At 56.3% G+C, this 21,496-nt stretch carries 16 protein-coding genes; 11 read left to right on the top strand and 5 right to left on the bottom strand.

What is annotated here, in order from left to right; translation table 11 throughout:
- Nucleotides 1-194 precede the first annotated feature (194 nt).
- The 3 genes from argH (at nucleotide 195) to AC239G_RS10905 (ending at nucleotide 3,971) form a co-directional block, all read left to right on the top strand.
- The gene (gene argH, locus AC239G_RS10915; protein ID WP_487488834.1) at nucleotides 195-1,712 is read left to right on the top strand and encodes an argininosuccinate lyase; all 1,518 of its coding nucleotides are present in this window, start codon (nucleotides 195-197) and stop codon (nucleotides 1,710-1,712) included.
- Complete coding sequence (locus tag AC239G_RS10910; RefSeq protein WP_487488833.1) at nucleotides 1,690-2,418, top strand: GntR family transcriptional regulator; 729 nt, start codon at nucleotides 1,690-1,692, stop codon at nucleotides 2,416-2,418. The genes argH and AC239G_RS10910 overlap by 23 nt, the downstream gene beginning before the upstream one ends.
- Before the next feature lie 128 nt (nucleotides 2,419-2,546).
- The gene (locus AC239G_RS10905) at nucleotides 2,547-3,971 is read left to right on the top strand and encodes a sodium:solute symporter family protein (protein ID WP_487488832.1); all 1,425 of its coding nucleotides are present in this window, start codon (nucleotides 2,547-2,549) and stop codon (nucleotides 3,969-3,971) included.
- Between the two features lie 261 nt (nucleotides 3,972-4,232).
- Here the strand turns inward: AC239G_RS10905 and AC239G_RS10900 are convergent, their stop codons facing one another.
- Nucleotides 4,233-5,030 carry an endonuclease/exonuclease/phosphatase family protein gene (locus AC239G_RS10900; RefSeq protein WP_487488831.1) on the bottom strand — a complete coding sequence of 266 codons (798 nt, stop codon included), beginning with the start codon at nucleotides 5,028-5,030 and terminating at the stop codon, nucleotides 4,233-4,235.
- Between the two features lie 660 nt (nucleotides 5,031-5,690).
- On the opposite strand from AC239G_RS10900, the gene AC239G_RS10895 reads away from it, so the two are divergent.
- From AC239G_RS10895 to AC239G_RS10885, 3 genes are read left to right on the top strand one after another with little or no spacing between them, the layout of a single operon-like run.
- Nucleotides 5,691-7,064 carry a type III PLP-dependent enzyme domain-containing protein gene (locus AC239G_RS10895; RefSeq protein WP_487488830.1) on the top strand — a complete coding sequence of 458 codons (1,374 nt, stop codon included), beginning with the start codon at nucleotides 5,691-5,693 and terminating at the stop codon, nucleotides 7,062-7,064.
- Nucleotides 7,065-7,109: 45 nt separating this feature from the next.
- The gene (locus AC239G_RS10890; RefSeq protein WP_487488829.1) at nucleotides 7,110-8,555 is read left to right on the top strand and encodes a Na+/H+ antiporter NhaC family protein; all 1,446 of its coding nucleotides are present in this window, start codon (nucleotides 7,110-7,112) and stop codon (nucleotides 8,553-8,555) included.
- A 3-nt stretch (nucleotides 8,556-8,558) separates the two neighbouring features.
- Nucleotides 8,559-10,202 (top strand): N-acyl-D-amino-acid deacylase family protein, encoded by a 1,644-nt coding sequence (locus AC239G_RS10885; protein WP_487488828.1) that lies wholly within the window; start codon nucleotides 8,559-8,561, stop codon nucleotides 10,200-10,202.
- 167 nt (nucleotides 10,203-10,369) lie between these two features.
- On the opposite strand, the gene AC239G_RS10880 is transcribed toward AC239G_RS10885, so the two are convergent.
- Nucleotides 10,370-11,476 carry a 5-methylcytosine restriction system specificity protein McrC gene (locus AC239G_RS10880; protein ID WP_487488827.1) on the bottom strand — a complete coding sequence of 369 codons (1,107 nt, stop codon included), beginning with the start codon at nucleotides 11,474-11,476 and terminating at the stop codon, nucleotides 10,370-10,372.
- Nucleotides 11,476-13,380 (bottom strand): McrB family protein, encoded by a 1,905-nt coding sequence (locus AC239G_RS10875; RefSeq protein WP_487488826.1) that lies wholly within the window; start codon nucleotides 13,378-13,380, stop codon nucleotides 11,476-11,478. Before AC239G_RS10875 ends, AC239G_RS10880 begins: the two co-directional genes overlap by 1 nt.
- Before the next feature lie 392 nt (nucleotides 13,381-13,772).
- Here AC239G_RS10875 and AC239G_RS10870 point away from each other — a divergent pair, with 392 nt between their 5' ends.
- Nucleotides 13,773-14,174: a hypothetical protein gene (locus tag AC239G_RS10870; protein WP_487488825.1), complete on the top strand. Its 402-nt coding sequence runs from the start codon at nucleotides 13,773-13,775 to the stop codon at nucleotides 14,172-14,174.
- Nucleotides 14,175-14,247: 73 nt separating this feature from the next.
- Complete coding sequence (locus AC239G_RS10865; protein WP_487488824.1) at nucleotides 14,248-14,940, top strand: 8-oxoguanine DNA glycosylase OGG fold protein; 693 nt, start codon at nucleotides 14,248-14,250, stop codon at nucleotides 14,938-14,940.
- Between the two features lie 409 nt (nucleotides 14,941-15,349).
- Here AC239G_RS10865 and AC239G_RS10860 read toward each other — a convergent pair whose 3' ends face one another.
- Nucleotides 15,350-16,285 carry a ketopantoate reductase family protein gene (locus AC239G_RS10860; RefSeq protein ID WP_487488823.1) on the bottom strand — a complete coding sequence of 312 codons (936 nt, stop codon included), beginning with the start codon at nucleotides 16,283-16,285 and terminating at the stop codon, nucleotides 15,350-15,352.
- A 54-nt stretch (nucleotides 16,286-16,339) separates the two neighbouring features.
- Nucleotides 16,340-17,263: a LysR family transcriptional regulator gene (locus AC239G_RS10855; RefSeq protein WP_487488822.1), complete on the bottom strand. Its 924-nt coding sequence runs from the start codon at nucleotides 17,261-17,263 to the stop codon at nucleotides 16,340-16,342.
- Nucleotides 17,264-17,451: 188 nt separating this feature from the next.
- Here AC239G_RS10855 and AC239G_RS10850 point away from each other — a divergent pair, with 188 nt between their 5' ends.
- The 3 genes from AC239G_RS10850 (at nucleotide 17,452) to AC239G_RS10840 (ending at nucleotide 21,381) form a co-directional block, all read left to right on the top strand.
- Nucleotides 17,452-18,522: a tartrate dehydrogenase gene (locus AC239G_RS10850; RefSeq protein WP_487488821.1), complete on the top strand. Its 1,071-nt coding sequence runs from the start codon at nucleotides 17,452-17,454 to the stop codon at nucleotides 18,520-18,522.
- A 195-nt stretch (nucleotides 18,523-18,717) separates the two neighbouring features.
- A complete protein-coding gene (locus AC239G_RS10845; protein WP_487488820.1) occupies nucleotides 18,718-20,070 on the top strand; it encodes a 2-hydroxycarboxylate transporter family protein in 1,353 nt (450 codons plus the stop codon).
- A 120-nt stretch (nucleotides 20,071-20,190) separates the two neighbouring features.
- Entirely contained in the window at nucleotides 20,191-21,381 is a 1,191-nt protein-coding gene (locus tag AC239G_RS10840) for a mandelate racemase/muconate lactonizing enzyme family protein (protein ID WP_487488819.1), read from the top strand.
- The last annotated feature ends 115 nt before the right edge of the window (nucleotides 21,382-21,496 follow it).

Genomic DNA, 21,496 nt, shown 5'->3' with positions numbered 1-21,496 from the left:
GGTTCCATCGCGCCGCTTGGTCGAGCCGTGCCTGGTCTCGGGCTGTGAGGCAATTCTCGAAGTGTCTGATCGGCTTATATGCAAGTAGCGAATCGGTGTCATTTGAAAGCACCCAAGCTTAGCCATTGCGGAGTTCGCGCAATAGTGTAGTGTGTATCACGTTGTACGGACATTCGGATGTTAGGACTTTATCTGTGAGTAGACTCGACCGCACTCCCGATGGTGTGGTGCATCGCCTTCTGATTGATCCCGCCATGAAGCGCGATCTGGCCGCGAGCTTCGAATACTTCATCGAAGTCAACAAAGTCCACATCGCCATGTTGCAACTGGTTGGCGAGCTCGATGCGCGGACAGCATCGGCCTTGAACACTGCAAACGACGCCATTCTCAGCGAGGGCGCGCAGGCGTTGCCATTTGACCCGAGGCACGAAGACCTCTACTTCACCATCGAAGCGGCAGTCATCGCCAAGGTGGGTCCAGAGATCGGTGGCTCAATGCATACCGGTCGAAGCCGCAACGACATTCTCGCGACTATTGCTCGAATGCGGATGCGAGAAGAACTGATTGAAGTTCTCGAACTCGTTAACCGACTTCGAGGCACCGCGCTGTGTCTCGCTGACCGGCACGAGCGAGATGTGGTCAGCGGGTACACCCATCTGCAAGCAGCTGAGCCGATTACGCTGGCTCATTATTTTACTGCACTGTTCGAGGCCATTCAGCGGGATCATCAAAGGATCCTTGCGACTGCAGAGAGAGCCAACCAGTGCCCTCTGGGTAGTGGGGCCATGGCGTCGACGACGTTTCCCCTCGACAGAGAGTTTACGGCAGAGGCGCTTGGGTTCGACGGGCCGATGGACAATTCACTCGACGGGGTCGCTTCACGCGATTACGCGGTCGAGGCGCTTGGCGCATTGGCGATCCTCACGAACAATCTCAGCCGCTTCGGGGCTGAACTGCAAGTTTGGGCGACCGCTGAGTTCGGTTACCTTGAGGTCGATGCCGACATCGCCGTGACGAGCAGCATCATGCCTCAGAAGAAGAACCCTGTGACACTCGAGCACATCAAGGCGAAAGCCGCGCATGTCGAGGCTGCTTGGATTTCGAGCCTCACAGCACTCAAATCCGCTCCTTACTCTCATTCGCGCGAATCCAGTGTCGAATCACTCAGCTGGGTCTGGAATGGCATTGCGGAGGCGAAGGCTTCGATCGAACTCTTCACCCACACTCTCGAGCACATGTCTTTCGATACCGAACTCATGCGTCGTCGTGCATCGATGAACTTCAGCTGCGTGACCGAACTTGCGAACGGCATCGTCCGAGAGCACGATCTGTCCTTCCGAACGGCCCATCACATCATTGGGACGCTGGTGAAGGACACGCTGGCAGCGGGAAGGAATTCCGAATCCATCACCGCCGAAGACATTGCCGCTGCATCTGAAGACGTCGTCGGCTACCGCCTCCAGGTCTCCGAGGACATGGTCGTCAAAGCCCTCGATCCGGACCAGAACGCGCAAGCTCGTGTGACTCGCGGTGGACCTGCGACTAAAGAGACCGAACGTCAACGACGTGTCGAAAAGGACGTACTTGCTCGAGATCGGGCTTCGGTAGCTCGACTGATCAAACAGAGGAAGGAGGGGCAAGCCATGATAAAGCACCGTAAGCTGATACCAACGGAAGGTAGACAGCGAAGTGACAGAGCAACGATTGGATGAAACGAGCGCGGAACCTCTCCATGCGCAGTTGCGGAAGATCTTCATCGAGAAGATTCGCACTGGCAGCTGGGAATCCGGAGAACGAATCACCGCAGAACTGGAATTGAGCGAAAAGTACAAAGTGAGTCGCTCAACCATTCGCCAAGCTGTGCTGGCGTTGGTCAACGAAGGATATCTCTCTCGAAAACGCGGAAGAGGTACATTCGTGAACCCGGAGAAGCGAGACCTTTCGGTCCTGGACCTGAAGTTCTCGATTCCTTCCGACACGGACCATCAGCTCCTGAAAGTCGCTGCGGACCAGGTCAATCCGACCATGGCACGCCGTCTGTCGGTGGCGGCTAACGAGGCCCTCACGCTGTTGCAGCGTGTTCGCTATATCGACGGTGAGCCCGCCGCGTTGGAGACTTCCTGGCTTGTTACCCGTCGTTTCCCCAACTTGTTGAATTCAAATATGTCTCTGCCTCTGTGGGACATCCTGCAGAACGATTTTGATACTCAGATCAACTACGACAGCACCGCGATCGAACCGGTGATCCTCACTGAGGACGAAGAGCATCTGCTCTCCTGCCCGACTTCGCCGACAGCAGCCCTGCTGATTACACGTTTGGGTTCAACGAGCGATGGGTGGCCGGTGGTCTACAGTCAAAGCCTCTTCCGTGGAGACACGAGCCGAGCGATATTCCGCTCGGAGGGAGGCGGCCGCTGACTGCTACCCGAACAGTGAGAACCTGATATTCGGGTGGCGGCGGTGGAACCGCCGCACCTAGTTCGCTCCACAGTGCTGACTGGTAGGCATCGATCTACGAACAAACCAGTCTGTATTAGGGAGCCCCCATGTCTGAACCCGTACTCTATTTAGCGACCAACGCCCTGGTCCTCGTCGCGACAGTACTTTTTGCAATTTGGATAAGTCGGAAGTCACGAAGCGCCGAGGGGTGGTCCGTCGGTGGGCGCAGTCTCCCGTTCATCGTAGTTCTCTTGACTCAGTTTGCGACCGCCTCGGGCGGAGGAATGCTCGTCGCTCAAGTGGGCCTGGGCTATCAGTTCGGGTGGGGAGTAATCACGTACGGACTCTTCTCTGCCGGCGGGGTAATGGGGCTTATCTTCTTAGCAAAATGGCTTCGCGCTCACGAGTTCGTCAGCCTGCCAGACATCATCAAGAAGCTCTATGGAAATCACAAGTTCTTGACCACGATCATCACACTGATGACCATGGTCGTCCCTTTCGGCTGGCTGTGCACGCAGCTCGTTGCTTTCGCAAATCTCTTCAGTACTTTCACTGGCATCAGTCCGACTCTCCTCGCCATCGGATTTGCGATCGTCGGACTTATCTTCGTGCTGCCAGGAGGCATGACCTCGGTGGCTTGGACAGATGCCCTGTTCGGAGGGCTCATGGTGATCATGGGTGTCACGACGGTGTTTTTCGCCCTGAACAGTTCCGGCGGATGGACAGAGGTTATGGCAACGGCCACCCCGGAACGCTCCAGCTGGTACGGCTTCATTGCACCTGGCCTGCTCACCATCGCGCTGTGGTTCATGTCCGTGTTGCCAGGGACGATGACAAACCAGATGTACTTCCAGCGAATCTACGCTGCAAGCACGCTCAAAGCCGTAATATGGTCGCTCATCGGCACTGGCATTCTGCTCCTTGGCACCAAGTTCTATGCAGCCATACTTGGCATGTCGGCATACTCAATGAATCCGGATCTCGCCAACCCCGAAGACGCCGCCGGCACCGTCATCTCTCAAATGCCGCTGATCCTCGCCGTCCTCTATTCGACCTTTATCTGTGCGACACTGTTGTCGACCGTGACCAGTGCTGTTCAGTCGGTTGTCGTCAACGTGACCCAAGACCTCGTGAAGTCATACTCAAAGACGGCGGTTTCACCTGGCCGAGAACTGTCGCTTTCACGAGTGTTCAGTGTGGTTGTCCTTGCTCTCGCGCTTGTACTCTCATTAGCATTTCCCGGTGCGCTCGATTGGATCGTTGCCTCTTACGCATATTCTGCAGCTGGACTATTCTGTCCCATTTTCCTCGGCTTCATGCTTCGACGTACTAGCTTGCTCGGGCCGAGTAGTGCCATTGCTGGAGTTCTAGGCGGAGTCGCGGGAGCTGCAATTGCTCAGGCAGTCGGCTCGGTGGTTCCCTATGCGATGGTGGGTCTTGTCGTCTCTGCCGCAGCCATGCTGATCGTCGGAGCATTCACGCCTCGTCGGATGACCTCTGACCAAGAGGTTGATGCCACTGCGGTGGCCTGACCACAAGCGGGGAGATCGAGCCGGCGACTTTCGCTGCTGGCTCGATCTCCGCCCGGGCCGGAGATCCGGGGCAAGATGTCGATCGATACTTCCAGTGTGCCTGTTTTGCTCTATTAAGCGTTGAGGGCGGTACTGATAGAGAGCGGCCCAGATTAGATTGCAGTGGCCACGTCCGGTAGGAACTCTATTTCAATGTTCAATTCTCGCCAGGGGATTTCGATCGTAGAGCTCGCTCGATTGCGGCCGGGGATAATGTGTGGATCAGCGTGCCGCAAGGACCGATCGCGAAATATCTCGGGTGAACTCCGCCTGAGCAGGGCGGAGACGGGCCTGAAGAAGCGCGTGATCGGAGAGGCGGACGTCCTCCTCTGGTGGGATGGTCACTGAACATTCCGCGGAGAAGTCATACAGCCCCTTGACGAAGACGTGATCGAGCTGGCGCGGCCGATTTCCGGCCGAGGGGCCGACTGGCCACGTGGGAACTTCATCGCCGGACGAGCCTGGCAGGACTTCAGTCCACCCCAAGTCGCGATTAATGCGTTCGAAAGCGATGGTGCCCAAGTGCCGCAGCTCCTTATCGTGATCGAGCATCCTGGCCATGTTGAAGTCGCCCCCAACGATTAGACGACCTTCAGAATTCCGATCGGCGAATGCCTGGACATCGGTCAGAACGTTAGGCCAAGGGGAGTAGTTGTAGACGGCCGCGATGCTGAAGATCGATCCGGTGTCGTCCTCGACCGTCGCAATGGCAGCCTCGCTGTCTACAGCGCCGTCAACCGCGTCGACCGACGTGTAGACGTTCCGCGAGATGATCCGATCTTCGTTGGAGATCATCAGTACGACGTGGAATCTGAAATCATCGCGACTGCGACGGATCAAACGATAGCCATGGTCGTCGGCAAAACGGTCCAGATGCTTTAGCGCAGTATTCGATACCTCGCTGAGTCCGATGGCATCCGGGTATCCCGATGCGCCGAAGCCCATGACGCGAACGAAGCGGCGACGTGCCTTCGCGTCATAGGCGGACAGTCGATCAGTGTTCCAGAAATGGAGGTCCATTCCTTTATTAGAACATGTATTCGAAAATGTTTCTAGGGGGCTCCCATGGCAGTTTGGTGGCATGACGGTCATCGATGCTCTGGACTGACGGGTGTTAGGATGCCGGCGCGCACGAAGACAGGATCGACGTGACGTCAATCCTGTAGTTCTCTCAGCAGGTACGACATTCGAAAGTGGTTCTGTCGAGGCAGCGCAGGACGATTATGGGCCCGAACGACAAGTGTCAACTGCTCACGCTGATCCTGTGTGTGGGCTTGAGCGGCCGGGCCGCTGAGCCATTGCGCCTCGTGGGCCTCGCCCAAGAGAGACTCGATGTGCTCCTGTGGCTCTTTGAGGCATACAGATCGAATAGTTTGTCTTGGCTCTTTCCCGCATCTCATGACGCCGACTGGCTCAGTCCCGAAAGTTGCACTGTAGCGCTAGCTGTGAAGAGATCAGACCGTCTTTATGGAGAATGGTTGTCCACGCTTCCAGCCGCCGAAGAGAGTTGAATACTCCTTCCTCCTCGAATGCGAGTACATCTGGTATTCGGCCAGTTTGCTGCATCGGCCAAGATAGCGACTTTGGTGCTTTGGTTGTGACTTACGCACAATGAGATCTATCCAAAAGTGTGCATTCATTGTCGCTTCTATCATTCAACAGGTGCTTATGATTGGGATCATGCCAACAAGCTTTAGCACAACGCCGTGCCGACCTATCGATCCCAACCACGTTTCAAGGCGGATGCAGGCGATATTCTCGCTGGCGCAACAGTTCCCGGGCTCCGGCCTCCCGCATCTAGACGACGTAACACCATTAGTGGGCTTGATCGATCTAGACCTTCTGGACGTCCTCTTCCAAGAACTTGACGCAGCTTTTAATATTCCGGGTACGGCTCTCCACGCGGTTGCTTGTAAAGCTGTACCGGTCAAGGAGCTACTTCAGAGATACGCTGACAAGGGGGCTGGCTGTGAGGTTGCGAGCAAGGGCGAACTTGCACTGGCCTTGGCATCTGGGTTCGCTCCGGACAAGATCGTCTTCGACTCACCTGCAAAGACCTGGACTGAGCTGAGGCAAGCGCTTGAGCTCGGAGTATCGATGAACATCGACAACTTCGAAGAACTTTGCCGGGTAGATCAAATACTGTCTGATCTGGATCATTTGTCGGCCCGTGAGGCTATGCCACCGATCGGTCTGAGAATCAATCCTCAGACGGGCTCTGGAGAAATCGAAGCACTGAGCACGGCCTCGACAACTTCGAAGTTCGGATTTGGACTATCTGATCCAGGTACCCGAGCTGAAGTCATTCGGGCCTATTTGAACCGTCCTTGGTTAACACAGATCCACATACATTCGGGTTCTCAAGGGGTCAGCCTCCAACACGCTGCGCAAGGGATTTCGCAAGTCGTCGCACTCGCTCAAGAAATCAACGATCGATCTGCGCGCCGTGGCGGCAGTGAGAAGCAGATCAAGCGCATTGACATTGGGGGAGGACTTGCAGTCAACTTCGCCGGCGAAGAAATTACTCCTACTTTCGCAGACTATCGTAAGGCCCTCGAAGACGCTGTTCCTGAACTGTTCGGCTTCGACCTCGTGACAGAGTTCGGGCGAGCTCTCCTCGCCAAAACCGGAACGATGGTGACACGCGTTGAGTACGTGAAGTCGGCTGGTGATCGCAAAATCGCAGTTGCTCATGCGGGCGTTCAGGTGGCGACTCGAACTGCCTATGCGCCGAAAGATTGGCCATTGCGAATTCTGCCCTTTGATGCCGACGGTTCGCCGAAAGAACAGGGAGAACTGGTCGCTCACGATATTGCAGGACCCGCCTGTTTCGCTGGTGACCTTCTAGCACGAGACACAATGTTGCCGGCTCTTGAGTCTGGAGACATTGTGGCTGTGCCAGAAACTGGGGCGTACTACTTCAGCAACCACTTCTCGTACAACCTATTGCCTCGGATCCCAATTTACGGCTACAACGGCGATCGGGACCAACAATACGTACTTCTCAGGCGAGGACAGACCACTAGGGAGGTTCTAGCTGAGGCCTCCATCTAACGGACACTGATTGATACGTCATAACCCTTGATTTAGGAGAACTAAGTGAGCAACGAAGCTCTTCCCGATACACCAACTTCGAAGACGTCATCCAACGCATATGAGACGGCGCTAACGCCGGGCAGATCGAGGTTGATCTGGGTCATATCTTCGATTGGCGTTGTCCTCGCCGTTGTCGCAGCCTTCATATCCGATGGTCCGACGCTGTGGGGGCTTCTCCCAATTGTCCTCTACGCTGTATTGGCGATCCTTGGGATGGACATCGTCGTGGCGACTGTCGTCGCGGTGGTCGCAGGCATCATCATCTCCAAGATGGGAGCCATCGAGATCGGAGAGATGCTCGGTGAATCGTTGGCAGACCAGATCACGATCATCGGCCTCATCATCATGCTCGGTGCAGGTGTCGGCGAGGTTCTCAAAGTTACCGGTGTTGCTCAAAGCATCGTCTCGACCGTGATGCACGTGTTCGGACGAAGCGGCAAAAACATGATGGTCTTCGGCGTCATGGCCTCCTGCCTGATCCTGGTGGCGGCTCTCGGTACGCTGGCCGGTGCCATTGCGATCGCCGCACCGATTCTCCTCCCGATTACTGCTCGGCTTGGGTACACGAAGTCGGCTACGGCGTCGATGCTTTTCATCGGCGGTTGTGCAGGGCTTGCCCTAGCGCCGTTCGCAGGCTCGAATGTCGCGATCATGGAAGCGGCCGAGGTGAACTACGGACAGTACGTCCTTTACGGTGGCGGACCGATTGCCCTGCTCTCCCTGGTAGTCGGAGTGCCAGTGGTAGCGCTGATGCAGCGCTGGACGGCCAAAGAGAATGACTTCTATTCGGCCGAGGAAGTAGGAGAAGCGAAATCTGGTGAGACCCCCGGATCGCGGTTGCCGACGTTCGTCTTTCTCGCACTCTTAGCAGTATCTGTTGTCTTCGCCGCTGTCACGTCGGCCGGAACCACTTTCCCCCTTCTCGCTTTGCCTATCCTCGGCGTCGCCACCGCCATCGCAAGTCGGATGAGAGTAGCGGACATCGTCTCCACCATCTATCGAGGATGCTCGCAGGTCATCAGCATCTTCATCCTGTTCTGGTTGCTAGCGGCCCTCTTCATCATCATCGACAAGTTGGCTCCGTTCGACGTCGTCATGGACCTATTCGGCGCACAGCTCGAATCTGCGTCCCCGTTCGTCTTCACGATCATCATCGCTCTGCTGGGCTGGGTCGGCGTACCTGGAGCTACTGCGGCGCAGGTGGTTCTGCTCGACAAGGTATTCGGCGACCTCGGAACTACGCTCGGCGTGAGCGCCGGCTCGTGGGTCATTGTGCTTCTCTTCGCATCGAAAGCTGACACCTACGGGCCTTTCCCCAACGGAAACATGGTGGGAGTCATGGGACTCGCCCGGTCAACGAACCTCCGCAACATGCTGTTCACAGGATGGATGCTCCTAGTTCCCGCTTGCATCATGTACTTCCTCATCCTCTTCGTCGAAACGAGGTAAACAATGTTTGATCTTCTCATCACCAACGCACACATCATCGATGGCAGCGGACGTCCGGGATTCCACGGGGAAGTCGGAATCCGCGACGGAAGAATCGTCCAAGTCTCCGACACCCGCGAGGCTGCCTCTGGCGAGGCGGAGCGCGAAAAGTCGCAAAGCCATGTCGATTCGCTGGACGAGACACGGGCGCGTCGAACAATCAATGCTCAAAACCAAGTGCTTGCCCCTGGCTTCATCGATCTGCATTCCCACTCTGACTTCTCAGTCATGGCAGATCCTGCAGCAGAGACACAACTGCTGCAAGGCGTCACCACTGCTCTTGTCGGAAACTGCGGGTCCTCGCCATTCCCAGCACGGTCAGTTGCTCAGATCCAGCTCGACAATGCCCACCTAGACGCAGAATTCACCGCCGAATGGACCGGAGCTCAGGGGTTCGCCGAGGCAGTGCAAGTAATCGGACCAGGTATTAACATCGCCCTGCAAGCCGGGTTGTCGAGTATTCGCTCGTACGTGATGGGACCGGTCGACGCCGTTCCGGACACGGCCCAACTGGCAGAGATGAAGGCACAGGTCGCGGAGGCGGCCTCAGCGGGAGTATATGGGTTCTCTAGCGGACTCATCTACGCTCCAGGAATGTATTCTCAGCCGAACGAAGTAGCTGCACTTGTAGCGGAAGCTGCAGGGGCCGATCTGCTCTACTCGACGCATATGAGGAACGAGTCCCACAGTCTTCTCTCCGCGGTCGACGAAGCCATCGAAGCGGCCACTGCGGCCGGAGCCAGGTTGGAGATCTCCCATCTCAAAGCTATGGGGCCGGAGAACTACGGCTCGCCGGCTCTCGCGTTGAAACGGATTGAACGAGCGCGAGAGGATGGACTCGATGTCAAAGCCGATGTCTATCCATACACAGCCTCAAGTACGAGACTGACCTCGAGACTGCCCGGATACGCGATGGACGGTGGGCAGGAGGCATTGTTGGAACGACTCGCTGATCCGATGACGCGGTCGAGGATTGCAAGCGATATGGCAGCTCGATTTGGAAGAGACATCGATCCTGAGGGAGTCGTTATCTCTGCTCTCGGAAACGGGGACAGTGATGACGACTACACATGGGCGATCGGGAGCTCCATCGCGCAGATCGGTAGAGCAGCGGGTTGCAACGCAGAAGAAGCTGCAATGCGTGTCCTCGCAGCTCACGGGGCCTCTGTCGGGATTGTCAACCACGCGATGGATCCTGCCGATGTCTCGAAGGTGCTTTCTCATCCGCTCGTCTCGGTCGCGAGCGACGGTTGGACACTGAAGCCCGAAGGGGAAGGTATGCCGCACCCCCGTTCGTTCGGAACATTCGCCAGGGTACTGGGCAAGTATGTGCGCGACGAAGGCCTGATCACCCTGGAAGAGGCTGTCCGCAAGATGACCAGTCAACCAGCCGAACGGATGAGGTTGGTCGATCGCGGTCTAGTCGCACAGGGAAACATTGCTGACCTTGCAATATTCGATCCTGACACAGTCCGTGAAAATTCGACGTATGGCGATCCTTGGCAACTTGCGAGCGGAGTCTCGACAGTACTCATCGGGGGAGAGTTTGCGGTATTCGACGGTACGGTCACAGCGGTTCGGCACGGTGAGGTACTGAGGAAACGCTAATCTCGAACTTAAACAGATCGACATCACGCGGTAGGTCGTCGTTGGTGAAGCTGAAGTGCTCTGAGCGACACATGCCTTACGAACTGGATTGTCACAGTTCTTTTGCTGAGCGCAAGTTGTCTACATGAACTCAACGAGTCATGTTCCACGGGGGATGATCTGCTGGGTCATTGATCAATTGCAGAGAGTAGCGCACTTCTGATGTCGCTTGGAGTCGCTGTCAGGTCGATTTCTCTGATTCGCACTGGCCACTGGCCCAATTGGAGATCGAGATCCCGGCCTGGACTATCTGACACCCTTGCCGCAAGCACGACTCCCTCGGTGGGGAGAGCGTCGCTTCCGAATACTTCGCAGTAGGTGAAGATCTGTCGGACGTACCCGGCCTTGAGCTTGGGCTGTCGAGCTAAGGCAGCGGCTCCGAACGACCTCGGCTGTTCGAAGATCGGTCCGAACTTGCATTCGAGGACGATCTGGCGTTCGTTTGAACGGATGAGTGCGTCGATGTCCAAAGTGGGCAGAAATTTATGATCCGAGGTTTCGACTCCGTCGGACCATTGACGAGACCTTGCTTGAACGCTGTACCCCTTGGATTCCAAATGAAACCGATAGAAGTTCCGAACCGCCGTTTCGAACAGGTTCCTCAACCTGTGTTGAGCGGCTTCGTCATTTTGCAGTACTGGCACGTCGATGTCTCCTTCCGAATGTTCAGGCAGCCTCATCTGGCGGACCAAAGCGCACAGCCGAACCAACGTCTTGTCAATCGCATCGTGGCGACCATACTGCTCTCGGGCAAGATCGGTTCTAGACGGATCGATTGGTCGAACGCCTCGCCGCTCAACTAGCTGGGAGACTCGTGCGCAGCCTTCAAGGAGCTCATTAGAAGTTGTTGTCTCCGCAAGCAGTCGGAGAGTGACGAGCATGTATCGGTAGCGCGGTAGGTCGACAGTGTGCTGGGAATAACTGCAGAGAACGCGTCCTGAATCCATCAAGCGTCGACGTGCTGTCCCTAAGTGGTTGATCCTTCCTCGCACCCGGGTCAATGCTTCTGTTTTCCGTTCGTAGTTGGGGGCGAGCATGGAACGCAACCTCTTTTCGACGTCGCGTACGAGGATCAGGCCGACTGCATCTAGAAGGTCGTTGTCGTGCTCGCCAGATAGCAGTATCTCCCGATCGGGCGTGGCAAGGTCGTCCAGAATTTCCGAGGCGTACACGAGCAGGAACCAGAGACTGCGGACTTCGATGCGCGTCCGTCCTGCTCCTACAACGATGCTCATCAGAGGGGGTTGCGGAGGGTTTCCGCGATTGAGTCGACTATCGAGGGGGATTCGATCCAGTACTCTTCGAGCTGCGGAACGAGTTTGCGGTTGACGATGTTTGTAAACCAGCGGTCAATATCGTCGACAGCGGAGGTCGGTGTTACGAACGAGTGGCCTATGCGAAAGGCCGGACCCAACATCCGGTCATCAGCAATCTGATCGTTGAGGTCTGTCATGCGACGCTGGATCTCGACGACCTTCTCGTCGTTCTCAGGACCCACATGACGTACAACCTCAGCGCGCCAGGCGTCATTGAGCATTGGTTCGAGCCTCTGGAATGCAAAGCGCCGGCGAAGCGCGAAATCGACCAGCGCTAGCGAGCGGTCAGCGATGTTCATCGTTCCAATGATGAGGAGATTTTCCGGGAGGTAGAAGGGTTCCTCATCGTCGTGCATGTAGGCGAGGTCGAGTGCATCATCTGGGTTTCGTTTTGACTCTTCTATCAGAGTGAGCAATTCACCGAAGGCCTGAGCAGGATTACCGCGGTTGATTTCTTCGATCACGAGGACATAGTTGTTGTCGGGATCGTCGAATGCACGTTGCGCATGTTCGAGGATAGGACCGTCGACGAGCGCAAGCTTTCCTGTGCCCTTGGGCCGCCAGCCGCGTACGAAGTCTTCGTACGACGTGCCAGGGTGGAATTGAACCGATCGGATGTGGTCGTTGTCGTTGTATCCGGTTGCCGCAGCTGCGATGCGTCGTGCGAGCCATGTCTTGCCCGTTCCCGGGCTCCCCTCGAGGATGAGGTTCTTCTCGTGCGTAAGTGCCTGGACTATTTGATCGAGGAACGACGCGGAAAAGAAGCTCCCTTCGTCGACGATATCTGCAGTGGTGTATTCGTCCTCTTCTTCATCTAGCGCGGAGTCATAGTATCCGTCGAATGATGGATCCCATTCCAGCCGAAGCTCTTCGGAGTAGAAGTTCGGTCGCTGCCCATTCCTTCGGAGAAATTCCTGATCGAGTGCGTGAAGATCACTGTCGAGGTTATCGGACGGCTCCCTGCCCAAAACATCAGCACAGAACGCCTCGACAATCTGAGCCTTGGCCTTCTCCGAAACGATCGGCTGGTAGTAGTCAGGGTGAAGTTGATAGATGATCGAGTTGCGTAAGGACGGCTCGTACGGCCCGGGGGCACTTCGTACGAGTTCAGCGCACTTCACAGGATCACGGAGGAGAGCCTGCTGATCGTTTCGGTCCAATGTACGAACGAATCGAATCAGCTCGAGAACGAAGACCATGTGCTCGTAGCGTTTCATGCTGAAGCGCTGACCTCCACCAAACGTCCCGTGCCCAAGAGCCTCTTGGACGTATTCCGGTATGGCGTATGACTCCGACGCTAAGTCCAAGACTTCCTGGACATACCTGATCTTGGTGTCCAAATTGAATTGGTCGAGTGGGCCAATCTGCAACAGGACTGCCTCGGCAAAGAGGAGAATTGGACCATCTGCCACGCCGTCGAACTGAATCGCTAACTTGCCGGCAAACGAGCTGTCCCCGTCGACTTCCGGAGCGCCAACGAATCGCTTAAAGAGCACCTCGATATTTTCGTCAGTGAAGACATCGACATCCGCGAAGACTGATCCGCCGTCTACGATGTGTTCGAAGACCTTGACCGCTATTTCGTGGACTACGGCACCATCGTTCAAAGGGAGAGAGCCGTCATCACCGCGTGACTGATCTTTGTCCTTGGTTGCGACTATTTTTGTGAGGAGTTCTCGCGTTCGAGCAGTCTGCTCCTCGTCGAGACGCCATTCTTTGTGAGGGTTCGCAAGTGTTCCATACTCTTTCCGGAGTACGACTCGGACGTCTTCACGCGTGATTCCGAACTCTTTGGCGAGGTCGGTAGTCGTAGTGTGTTTCATGTTTCTGATTATGCCGGATTGTGGATCGCACCGCCGTGCAGTCGTATCACTTTGGGCTTTGCCAGAAGGCTTGATTCGGTGATGTCGTTGGTGTCCGTAACCAAGGAGGAAGAGTGGACCTGGGACTCTTATACATAACGGTTTGGATACTTGCCGAGTAGGGAGCGAGAGATCGAGACAAGCTGGCCTAACATCAAGTTGTACTCGAAAATGTTTCCCGATTTCGGAGTGTTGGAAGCACCATGGTCTGTGGGCAAAATGCCGCAGCGGACGTGGATGTTTTCGGACTGGCGTGGTTCAGACGCAACCTAACCAGCCATGGGTGCAAATTTTGCACTTTGTTCAAGTGCACTCAGAAGCTCGAAGCTGTTAAATAGAAATAGGAATCGATAGTGAAGCGCGTTTTAGGTCTTGTCTCTGTCATCGTCATGGCTGGTTTTCTGGGAGGCTGCGGCCCCGACGAGTCTGGCGGTAATTTCAAAGATGTAGATGAACTCCGCGAGGCCTTCACAGGCGCGGGCGGTACATGTGACGACTGGAGCCAGTCCGACACCGTTACCGGCGCATTACAGTCGGGTGAGTGTGGGGACTCGTCCCAGCTGTCGGTATTTAAGGATTCTTCCGGGGTGCAATACCAAATCACAGAGGTCAAGAAGTCCGATAAGGCCGAGGGGATGGGCGATTGGTTGACTGGAGAGAACTGGATTATTGCAACCGATGGCAGCACCGAAAGTGCGGTAGATCTTCAGGCGGAGATTGGCGGTCAGATAGTTTCTTTCGAAGAAGCTAACTAGGGGCCGTTGACAGCACCATCAACCACCAGCGTTCACGTCTAGGACAACTTCGTTCGAAGAGGAAGGAACGTCTATGGCGAACACCGTGGACGCGGGAGAAGTTGCCGAATCCCTCCGCGCGATGGGTACGATTCCAACGATTGACGAGGTTCACGCGCAGGGGTTTCATTTCTATCCCCGCCATTGGCTCGATCGTTGGCCGGTCGACATCTACGCTGTACCTCCAGTACTCAGCCGTGAGGGGCTAGACGATCGAGGGCGGCGCTATTTGAACCGGTCTGATCTTTTCAGGCTCGGGCAAGAAGTAGAGACGCCGACAGATGCTCTTAACTTTTTTGTCGCCGTCTATGCCTGGGGAGTTGGGAACAAAGCCCGAGGAGTCGGTCGTGGCGTTCGTGTGCTTAACGACGGCACGGCAAGTGACCGCATCTTCGCTGCACTGACGGCGCTCCGCGAATCTGACTTCGATCCGAGAACGGGATACGAGGCCTTCCACTTCCAAGCCCAGTCTCGGCTGAAATATCTGGGGCCTGCCTTCTACACAAAGCTTCTCTATTTTTACAGCCACGACAGGGCTATACGCAGTACGAAATTGCCACTGATTCTCGACCAGCGAGTTGCCCACTCCGTGGGCTTTCGTTCAACTTCATGGTGGACCCCAGACGAATATGCCGATTACATAGACCTGATCGATAAAGTACGAATCACCTTAGATTCGGATGTAACCTGCGATGTTATTGAATACTTGCTGTTCCAAGCTGGGTAGAGGGCGTGTGCGTCGAGAAGTCATATGAAGTGAATATGGAGCCTCTCAGCGGCAAGGTCGCTTCTGTGCGCGCCGCTCCCAGGCTCGTCGGTGAGTTGTTCCACTAGCCATCCTGACTGGCGCGAACCTGTTGTGCCCAGGAAGGTGCCGTCCACATTTGGTTCCGGCCATTTCCGGTGCTGGGTCGTTTCCCACGGCAAACTGTCTAAACGTAATCTCATAGCCCTGCATTGCCACCGTGTTCTGGTGCACCCGCCACCCGTCTGAATGCTCGAGAGTTTCGCTGTGGGCGTCTGGTAATTGCGCTTATCGGCGCATGGAAGCTCAACGGTGTCGCGTGAGCAGACCGCTCGAATAATCAACGGATGGTGCTCATACCTGCGGATCAGAAAGCTCACCCGTCGGAACATCATTTCGGCTGAAGGGTTGTCTCCCATGCTTTGACGAGATTGACTACCGTCGAATTGACGGGGGTCGGCACTCCGACTTCCGCACCGAATCGGACGACGGAACCATTGATCACGTCGATCTCGCCTCGGGAACCTCGCAGTGCGTCGAGGAGCATAGACGGCTTCGCGTCAGGAATGTTTCCTGCGAGAGTTCGCACGTGGTGGACCGGGTCGGTGATCTGGTTGGGTACTTCAAGTGCTTGTGCGACGGCGTAGGCTTCCAAGAGGCATGCGCGAGAGACTTGCCAGGCGTTCTCGTCTGCCATCATTTCGCCGATGGTGAGCTTGTTGAGCACTCCCGGGCCGGAGAACGCCACGTTCATGATCAGCTTCTCCCAGATGACACGTGATGGGTCACGCAGCGAGGTCGCGTCGAAGCCCGCAGAGCGCCAGATCTCTACGACCTTGTCGACTTCAGACATCGCTAGATCTGAATAGGGCGAGAAGCGGACTAATGCCATTCCGTTGTGATGCGCGTGTCCTGGTTCGGGTACTGAGGCCCCGAACCCGCCCACGACCCCAAGGCACAATTGAGATTGCGGAAGATGCGGCGCGATGAGATCCATCGATCCGACTCCGTTCTGGATCGACTGGATAATCATGTTCGGACCGACCAACGGTGCTGTATCGAGCGCTGCTTGCTCAACATCGTAGGCTTTCGTAGCGATGACAATCAGATCGAAATCGGCGGCGAGCCCGTCGGTCGTCGTGCTCACCGAGTCGAGTTGGACTGTGCGATCGCCGCTGGCACCGGTGACTCTTAGACCATGAGCCGCGATTGCATCAATGTGGTCAACCGCCAGACCCACTCCGTGGACTTCGTGGCCGGCGCTCTTCATCAGCGCAGCGTAGACCGAGCCGAGTGCTCCTAGTCCCATAATGAGTATCTTGGCCATCGTTCTTCTCTCCTTTGAGTGGTGGACGGGTCTTTTGAAACGCCAGGATGGTGACTAGTCGGTGTAGTCGACAAAGTCGGTTGCCGACTTCACCCGCTTGGGGATCTCCTGCTGCAGAAACTCGGTGAAGCGTCTGGCGCGGAGCGGGAAGTACTCGTTGTTGGGGAAGGCGAGGTAGACGTCTGATCGAATGGTCGGCACATTCGGCAAGATCGGGACCAATTGACCGCTTTCCAGGAACGGGCGGACGTTCCAAATCGAGCGCATCGCAATTCCGTGTCCGAGAACAGCCCATTTGGTGACAGTGTCGCCGTCATTGCATCTCAGCGGTCCACGGACCCGGACCGGTGTGACGACGCCGTCGAGCTCGAACTTCCACAGAGTGAAGTCGGGTTCGTGCTCGTTGAGAATGATGCAGTCGTGCTCAGGAAGTTCAGAAACTGAGCTCGGGTATCCTCTGCGGTTGACATAGTCGGGTGACGCGCAAAGCACGCGTCGATTCGTCAGAAGCCTGCGGTAGGTCAGTTGAGAATCCTTTGCCGCGCCGACTCCGACGAGCATGTCGAAATGAGTATTCTCCAGGTTGAATGGGTCGCCTGAGAGCTCGAGATGTATCTCGATATTTGGGTACAGCGTGTGAAAATCTGCCACCAGTTCGGACAGATGTGTGCGCCCGAATCCCAAAGTGCCGAACACAACGAGAGTCCCACGTTCACTGTCGACGCTGTTGGAGATATCGGCGTGCAGTACGTCGGCCTCATGCACGATGCGTCGAGCGCCTTCGAAATAGCGCAGCCCTTCACTAGTCAAAAGCATTTGACGCGAGGTGCGTTTGATCAGCTGGACGCCGAGTCGGTTCTCTAATTGTGTGAGTCGTCTGCTGACTGCTGACACCGACATTCCCATTGACCTGGCCGCTGCAGTCAGGTTCATCTCTTCGCCGATCGTGGCGAAGAACTGGAAATCGTCGACTCTCACGGTCCCAGTCTAGGTAGAGACCGTCCAACATTGGTCGACTCAGCATTGCGTTTAGGTCAAGCCGGAGTTGATTCAAATGGTGGGTGAAACGACTGATTTCGCTGTTAGATTCGTGGCCAAGCAAATCAAAGCATCGTCGGAATCCCTCCCAGCACGGGCCCGACGCACAGGAAGGTGGAGGTACGTACATGCCGAAGATTGCAGTCATTCCGGGAGATGGCATCGGAAAAGAAGTCATGCCACTTGGTGTGCAGGCTGTCGAAGCCGCTGCTCAGCGTCATGGTGTGGACGTGGAGTTCGAATGGTTGGACTTTGCCAGCGTCGAGTACTACCAACAGCACGGCCAGATGTTGCCCGACGGTTGGAAAAACCAGCTGAGTGAGTTTGACTCGATCTTCTTCGGCGCTGTCGGTTGGCCCGATGCGATTCCCGACCATGTGTCCCTTTGGGGAAGTCTCCTGCAGTTCCGGAGGCAGTTCGACCAGTACGTGAATCTCCGGCCGTGCAAGATCCTTCCCGGTATCACTCCGCCTCTGCGTGACAAAGGGCCTGGCGACGTCGACTTCCTCGTTGTCCGAGAGAACACGGAAGGGGAATACTCTAACGCTGGCGGCGTGCTGTTCGAAGGGACTGACCGTGAGCTTGCTATGCAGGAGACGGTGATGACGCGGATCGGCGTCGACCGTGTCATGGAGTATGCCTTCGCCCAGGCTGAGAAGCGCCGCAAGAAGGTGACATCGGCGACGAAGAGCAACGGAATCTCGATCACCATGCCGTACTGGGACACGAGATTCGAAGCGATCCAGGAAAATCACCCAGGCATCGAGACGAACCAATTCCACATCGACATCCTCACTGCTCACTTCGTTCAACACCCGGAATGGTTCGACGTCGTCGTCGCATCCAATCTCTTCGGCGACATACTCTCGGACCTCGGTCCTGCGTGCACGGGCACGATCGGTGTTGCACCGAGCGCCAACATCAACCCGACGGGTGAGTTTCCCAGCCTGTTTGAGCCCGTCCACGGTTCGGCACCCGACATCGCCGGCAAAGGAATTGCCAACCCGATCGGACAGATCTGGTCTGGAGCGATGATGCTCGACCACCTTGGTTGTGAGGCAGCTGGAACAGATATCGAGAAAGCCATCGACGAGGTTCTCCGGACCTCAGACCCAACGGCGCTGACTCCCGATGTCGGAGGACAGGGCACCACGGCGACACTCGGTCAAGCCATCATCGACGTGCTTCGGGGGGAGTGAAACTACAAAGTAGAGAACGCGCTGCAGGCGCGGCTCGTCGACGGCCAACCAGATTTGAGGCGAGGCCACCGATCTCGAGCAAACCAGCGATCGCTCGAATCGCGTACACAGATTAGTAGCTTCAAGTTGCGCAATGTGCGGTGCCGGTTGGCATAGCCCATTGCAGCTATCGGTCAACTCAAAAACGGAGATGCAATGACGCATTACGAATCTCAGACCGCGCAGAAACGCGGCAACGCTGAGGCACCCGAACAAGACAACCACCATGACAGCAAGCAACGTTCAATCATGGGCCTCCCCTGGCCCTTCTACTTGGCCTGCCTGGTGGTGATCATCGCGGCCATTTTCCTCAATGTCATGCCAGTCAACATCGTCAGCGGAATGGCGATCGCAATGATCGTCGGCGGTGCCCTGAAATACATCGGCGATTCAATTCCAGTGTTCAACACATTCGGAGGAGGATCGCTGCTGTGCATCGTCATTCCGGCCTTGATCGTCTTCACTGGGGTCTTCCCTCAGGAGTTCGCCGACTTGGCCGATTCGTTCTACAACGAACTTGGGTTCTCCGAACTTGTCGTGACGGGCCTCATCGTCGGATCTATTCTCGGGATGAATCGGAAGCTGCTGGTCAGCGTAGGCGCGCGCTTCTTCTTCCCAATCATCGCCGGAGTCGTCACAGCCTTTCTCGTCGGCGCACTGATGGGAATGCTGACCGGATTCGGCGTCGGCCGAGCGGTCATGTTGGTCGTAGGGCCGGTCATGGGCGGCGGCATGGCTGCAGGTGCAGTGCCAATGTCGGAAATCTTCGCCTCAGCCAGCGGGGGAGACGCCGGTTCGTTCCTCGAGCAGATCGCCCCAGCAGTCATCGTCGCCAACGTCGTTTGCATCATCATCGCGGGAATCCTCAACGGGATCGGTAAGACCGTGAAGGCGAAGAGCTTCAGCGGCGAAGGCCGAATGATGCGCAAAGGCGATTTCGATTATTCGAAGGCCTCGGACGAAACACCTCTTACGATCAAAGACATCACCGTTGGATTGGTACTGTCGATCACGATCTACATGGTAGGTGAGATCCTGTCGTCCCTGATTCCAGGGTTGCATGCCTATGTGTGGATCATTGTTGTGGCTGCCGTGCTCAAGATTTTCAACCTCCTGCCGGAACATCTCAACCTCGGTGCTGAGCAGTGGTACAACTTCATCTCGCACGCATGGATCCCTGCCGTTCTCGTCTCTATCAGTGCCGGCATGGTCGACTTCGATGCCATCGTCGAAATCGCGTCCGATCCTCGATACCTCCTCATCGTCGTGGTGACTGTGATTGTTGCGGCTGCAGCTGCGGGCGGGGCAGGAATGCTGGTCGGCTTCTACTTTGTCGAATCCTCCATCAGCGGTGGCCTCGGAATGGCCGATATGGGCGGGTCGGGAGACGTCGCCGTCCTCTCCGCGGCGGGCCGACTCGAACTGATGCCGTTCCTTCAGATCGCTTCCCGACTGGGCGGGGCGATGATGCTCATCATCCTGTCGATCATGGCTCCCTTCCTTCTGTAGAAATCCAAGACGGATCGGCCACGTCCCGCTATGCGCGGGCGACGTGAAAGCCAGCGAAAACCTATCGGCTGATTCCACTCGGCTCCTAACCACACAGAACCCAATTCAACAGGAGGCTTGATGCCAATGATCACTGCTGTTCGCCCTGTCCAGGTCAACCGGATTCTCTACGTCAGCATCGAAACCGATGACGGTTTACACGGTGTCGGTGAGTCCGGTTCCTGGGCCTACCAGGAGGCCGCAGCCGAGGTGGTGAAGACTTTCGCCGACTACCTCGTCGGACAGGATCCGAGGAGGATCGAGCACCACTGGCAGTTCATGTATCGCGCATACCATTTCCGTGGTGCCGTCATTATGGGGGCGTTGAGCGCGATCGACATCGCGTTATGGGACTTGGCGGGAAAGCGTCTCGGCGCTCCTGTTCATGAACTCCTCGGCGGGGCAGCGAGAGAACGAGTGCGGGTGTACAAACACGTTGCCGGAGCAACTGTCGATGAGCTCATCAACGACTGCAAGAAGGCTCAGGGCGAGGGGTACAGTGCGGTAGGGCACCTGTCGCCGTTTCTCGACATTGACCGCGGCGAGAGGCTCGAAACATCGAATGCGCAATACATCAGCGGGGCAGTCAAGGTGCTCAAAACTCTACGCGACGAGGTCGGCGACGGGCTTGATTTGTGCGTTGAGCTGCATCGACGGCTGAGCATCAGCGAATCCGTGACATTCGGCCACGCTGTCGCAGAGGTGATGCCAATGTTCATTGAGGACCCTGTCCGTCCGGACAATCTCGACTCGATGGCGCATGTCGCGTCATCGGTGCCAGTGCCGGTAGCGACGGGGGAGCGGTTGCACACGCCCGAAGAGTTCCAGATGCTGCTCAGTCGCTATCCATTGGCTTACACGAGAATCAGCGTCTGCTTGGCCGGAGGCATCACTGGTGCGATGAAAATTGCGGCCATCGCAGAATCAGTTGGATCGAAAGTTGTACCGCACAATCCACTCAGCCCAGTGAGCACAGCCGCATGCTTGCAAATCTCCAGTGCAGTCGCGAATCTTGGAATAATGGAGCTACCGGATCACTCGGTCGCCTCCGCCACAGAAAGATACACCGCTTCAAATCAAAGTGAACGGCAAAAATTCGACCAGACCGCGATGCTAAGTCCGATTCCCATGGCCGTCGACGGCCATGTACCAGTTCCTAACAGTCCTGGAATAGGCATAGACCTGGACTTCGAGATAGCAAGCCGAACCCCAGCAACTAGGGTAGAGACACTGTCGCGACTGGGGACTGACGGAGCAGTGGTGGACCAATGAACTCAGCTGTAAGGGGGAGCGATGTTCGCAGAGACGCGAGATACCAGGTAGGTCGAGCGGACGTGGGGAACCTCATATCAGTACCGCGGTCGTTGACTGCTGGCTGGTCAGAGGG

Source organism: Brevibacterium sp. Lmc1, from assembly GCF_057654315.1.
Note: the sequence above shows the minus strand (reverse complement) of the source record. Positions and strands in the feature narration are given on the sequence as shown.

Bases quoted from the DNA above. Each gene is read 5' to 3' on its own strand.
- AC239G_RS10905 (WP_487488832.1), top strand. From the start codon at position 2,547: ATGTCTGAACCCGTACTCTATTTAGCGACCAACGCCCTGGTCCTCGTC.
- AC239G_RS10900 (WP_487488831.1), bottom strand. From the start codon at position 5,030: ATGGACCTCCATTTCTGGAACACTGATCGACTGTCCGCCTATGACGCG.
- AC239G_RS10895 (WP_487488830.1), top strand. From the start codon at position 5,691: ATGCCAACAAGCTTTAGCACAACGCCGTGCCGACCTATCGATCCCAAC.
- AC239G_RS10885 (WP_487488828.1), top strand. From the start codon at position 8,559: ATGTTTGATCTTCTCATCACCAACGCACACATCATCGATGGCAGCGGA.
- AC239G_RS10880 (WP_487488827.1), bottom strand. From the start codon at position 11,476: ATGAGCATCGTTGTAGGAGCAGGACGGACGCGCATCGAAGTCCGCAGT.
- AC239G_RS10875 (WP_487488826.1), bottom strand. From the start codon at position 13,380: ATGAAACACACTACGACTACCGACCTCGCCAAAGAGTTCGGAATCACG.
- AC239G_RS10865 (WP_487488824.1), top strand. From the start codon at position 14,248: ATGGCGAACACCGTGGACGCGGGAGAAGTTGCCGAATCCCTCCGCGCG.
- AC239G_RS10860 (WP_487488823.1), bottom strand. From the start codon at position 16,285: ATGGCCAAGATACTCATTATGGGACTAGGAGCACTCGGCTCGGTCTAC.
- AC239G_RS10850 (WP_487488821.1), top strand. From the start codon at position 17,452: ATGCCGAAGATTGCAGTCATTCCGGGAGATGGCATCGGAAAAGAAGTC.
- AC239G_RS10845 (WP_487488820.1), top strand. From the start codon at position 18,718: ATGACGCATTACGAATCTCAGACCGCGCAGAAACGCGGCAACGCTGAG.
- AC239G_RS10840 (WP_487488819.1), top strand. From the start codon at position 20,191: ATGCCAATGATCACTGCTGTTCGCCCTGTCCAGGTCAACCGGATTCTC.